Origin of the sequence: Nocardioides sp. (genome assembly GCF_031422975.1) — a bacterium.
Taxonomy (GTDB): Bacteria; Actinomycetota; Actinomycetes; order Propionibacteriales; family Nocardioidaceae; genus Nocardioides.
In genome coordinates this window covers 1-3,266 of record NZ_JANPEO010000421.1, presented here as the reverse complement: position 1 = coordinate 3,266, position 3,266 = coordinate 1, and the positions used below count along the sequence as shown (strand labels likewise).

Here is a 3,266-nt window from a genome sequence, read left to right as displayed (position 1 = left end):
CTCGGCGTAGAACTCCGCCAGCGCCTCGACCGTGGTCAGGGTGTCCGGCTCGAGCGCCGTGTTGGCGAGCGCCACGGCGGCCTGCAGCGAGGCTGCGGTGTCATGAGTGAAAGCCACGTTGACACCTTACCAGCGAGGGGCGTAGTGTCATGACCCATGGCGACCATGACTCATGACAGGCCGGTGATCCGGCACTCCAGCACCTCGACTGGGCTGGCCTTCGCGGTCGCCTCCGCAGTGACGTTCGGCCTCTCCGGCGCCTTGGCCCGCGGACTGCTCGACGCAGGCTGGACGGCCGGCGCCGCGGTGGCGGCCCGCATCGCCATCGCCGCGATCGTGCTCGCGATCCCCGGTGTCGTCGCGCTGCGCGGCCGCTGGCACCTGCTGCGTGAGAGCAGTCTGACCGTCACCGTCTACGGCGTCGCCGCAGTCGCCGGCGCACAGCTGTGCTACTTCTACGCCGTCAGCTACATGCAGGTCGGCGTGGCCCTCCTCATCGAGTACACCGCGCCGGTGGCCGTCGTCATGTGGCTGTGGCTGCGCCACGGCAACCGCCCCAACCGCCTCACCGTGGTCGGTGCGGTCATTGCCTCGCTCGGCCTGGTCCTGGTCCTCGACGTGGTCTCGGGTGCCGACCTGAGCACCACCGGAGTGCTGTGGGCGCTCGGTGCCATGGTCGGCGCGGCGATCTACTTCGTCATCGGGGCCGACACCGACAACGGTCTGCCGCCGATCAGCCTCGCGGCCGCCGGCCTGGTGGTCGGAGGAGTCGTGCTGCTCACCGCGGGCGGGATCGGTGTGCTGCCCATGCACGCCACGAGCGCCGACGTCGTCTACGACGGGCACGCGGTGGCGTGGTGGGTGCCGGTGCTCGCGCTCGGCCTGGTGACGGCCGCCTTCGCCTACGTCACCGGCATCGAGGCCGGTCGCCGACTCGGCTCGCGGCTCTCGTCGTTCGTGGCGCTGCTCGAGGTGCTGATGGCTCTGGTCTTCGCCTGGCTGCTCCTCGGCGAGCTGCCGCGGACGGTGCAGATGCTGGGCGGTGTGCTCGTGCTGGCCGGCGTCGTCGTCGTCAAGCTCGGCGAGGGCTCGAGCGCCGTGACGGTCGAGCCGCTCCCGGGCGAGCAGGACCTCAGCGAGCGTCCTGCCGCGTGAGCAGGACCTCACGGTGCAGCAGCAGCAGCGCGGCAGCCACGGGTACGGCGAGCAGTGCGCCGATCACGCCCATGAGACTGCCGCCGACGAGCGCCGCGATCACCGTGACGGAGCCGGGGATGTCGACCGAGCGCTTCATGATGCGCGGATAGATGAAGTAGGACTCGAGCTGCTGGTAGGTGACGTAGTAGATCGCCGCGACGATCGCCACCGTCGGTGAGACGGTCAACGCCAGCAGCGTGATGATGATGCCCGACACGACGGCGCCGACGACCGGGATCAGCGACAGCAGTCCGACGATGAACGCCAGCGCGAAGCTGTAGTCACGCAGGCCGACGATGAGGGTGAAGATCAACGTGCTGAGGCCGGCGCAGATGGAGACCAGGAAGGCCCCCGACACGTAGGCACCGGTGGAGCGGATGATCCGGTCGCCCAGGTCGCTGACCCGGGCCCGCTTGGACGCGGGGGCGATGTTGTAGGCGGCGTGCTTGATGCTGGGCAGCGAAGCCAGGAAGTAGACCATCAGCACGACCACGATGAAGGCGTTGGCGAGCGCGGACAGGACGGCCAGGCCGACGCCCAGCGCCCCGCCGAAGACCCGCTGGCCGAAGTCGCCCTGGGTGACATACTCCGTCAGCTTGTCGATGACCGAGAAGCGATCGTCGAGCTGCTGGACGGTCGTGTTCCTCTGCAGGTCCTGCAGCCAGCCGGGGGCGTTCTCGGTGATCTGGGCGATCTGCTCACTGATCACCGGGGCCACGGCGAAGACGAAGAGCGTCAGCACGCTGATCACGACGAACAGCACCAACAGCACCGCGACGCCTCGACGCACGCCACGCTTCATGAACCACTCGACCGTCGGGTTGAGGCCGATCGCCAAGAACATGGCCATCACCAGCAGGATCAGCACCGAGGAGATGCTCAGGAGCTGCTGGCTGAGGAACACCGCGACGATCGCGCCGAAGGCGCCGAAGAACCCGATGTTGAAGGGGGAGTGGCGCAGCAGTGACGGCGGCGCGGACGCGGGTGCGACCGGCACGTCGGGGTACGACGCAACGCTGCCGTCACCGATGACCAGGTCGGTCGCGTTGTCGATGCGCTCGGCGATCGCGGCTGAGGAGTCGGCCGACTCCCGGGCGTCCCCGGCCGCGACTCCCGCACGATCGGCGGCTGCCTCGGCGCGGTCGGCTCCCTGGCCGACCCTGGAGACGGCCTCCTCGACGGACGTGTCGGCAGGGTCGCGATCCAGCGTCGGCTCAGGAGTGGCCGTGGTGACCGCCCGCAGGCGGTCGATCCAGGTCAGGACTCGTCCTCGGCGAAGCCGGCGACCACGTCGCGCAACGCGCCCAGCTGGGCAGCGACTGCGTCTCGGCGCTTGGTCATCCGCTGAACCTCGGCCTGCACGGCGGCGAGCTCGCGCTCGGCGTCGGCGACGCCGGTGGCGGCGATCGAATCGGCCTGCGTCGTCGCCGAGGCGACCACCTGCTCGGCCTCGCGGCGAGCCCGGCTCAGCAGACCCTCCGCCTCGTTCTGCGCCTGCTGACGGTGGGCGTTGGCCTGGGTGGTGGCCTCGCGGGCCCGCTGCTCGGCGGCGTTGGCGCGCTCCTCGGCCTCCTGGACCAGGCGCTGGGTCTCGGAGGTGGCGTTGGTGTGGTGGTCGGTGGCCTCGCGGGCGAGCCGCTCCTTCTCCACGGCCAGCGTGCGTCGGGCCTCCTGCACCTCGCGGTCGGCGGCAGCGCGGGCCTGCTCGGCCTCGCGCTTGGCCGTCGTGCGCAGCTCGTTGGTCTCCTGTTGCGCGGCCAGCCGGACCTGGTCGGCCTCGCGCTTGGCGGCGGCCAGCAGGTCGGCGGCCTCGCCCTTGGCCAGGGCGCGCTCCTGCTCGGCATCGGCGGTGAGCCGGTTGCGCATCTCGTCGAGCTCCTTGAGCTGGACGAGCCGCATGTCGTCGGCCTCGCGGGCGGCCTCGGCGCGGATGGCCTTGGCATCGCGATTGGCCTGGAGCCGGATCTCGTCGGCGTCGCGCGGCGCGGCGGCGCGGACGGGGGTGGCCTCGTCCACGGCGAGGGTGAGCCTCGAGGGGGGCCGGCCGCCGAGCCCGGCGTCGGAGGGCG

The 3,266-nt window shown here is 71.0% G+C and carries 2 protein-coding genes and 1 pseudogene; 1 reads left to right on the top strand and 2 read right to left on the bottom strand.

The genetic code is table 11. The features are described 5' to 3' along the window. Positions 1–156 precede the first annotated feature (156 nt). Positions 157–1,155, top strand: coding sequence for an EamA family transporter (locus tag RMO85_RS12670; RefSeq protein WP_310529084.1), 999 nt, complete (start codon positions 157–159; stop codon positions 1,153–1,155). Here the strand turns inward: RMO85_RS12670 and RMO85_RS12665 are convergent. Continuing rightward, positions 1,133–2,194, bottom strand: coding sequence for an AI-2E family transporter (locus RMO85_RS12665; RefSeq protein WP_310529083.1), 1,062 nt, complete (start codon positions 2,192–2,194; stop codon positions 1,133–1,135). The genes RMO85_RS12670 and RMO85_RS12665 overlap by 23 nt on opposite strands. A 260-nt stretch (positions 2,195–2,454) precedes the next feature. Continuing rightward, positions 2,455–3,266 (bottom strand): annotated as a pseudogene (locus tag RMO85_RS12660) (hypothetical protein); the annotation flags it as partial.

Bases quoted from the DNA above. Each gene is read 5' to 3' on its own strand.
- RMO85_RS12670 (WP_310529084.1), top strand. From the start codon at position 157: ATGGCGACCATGACTCATGACAGGCCGGTGATCCGGCACTCCAGCACC.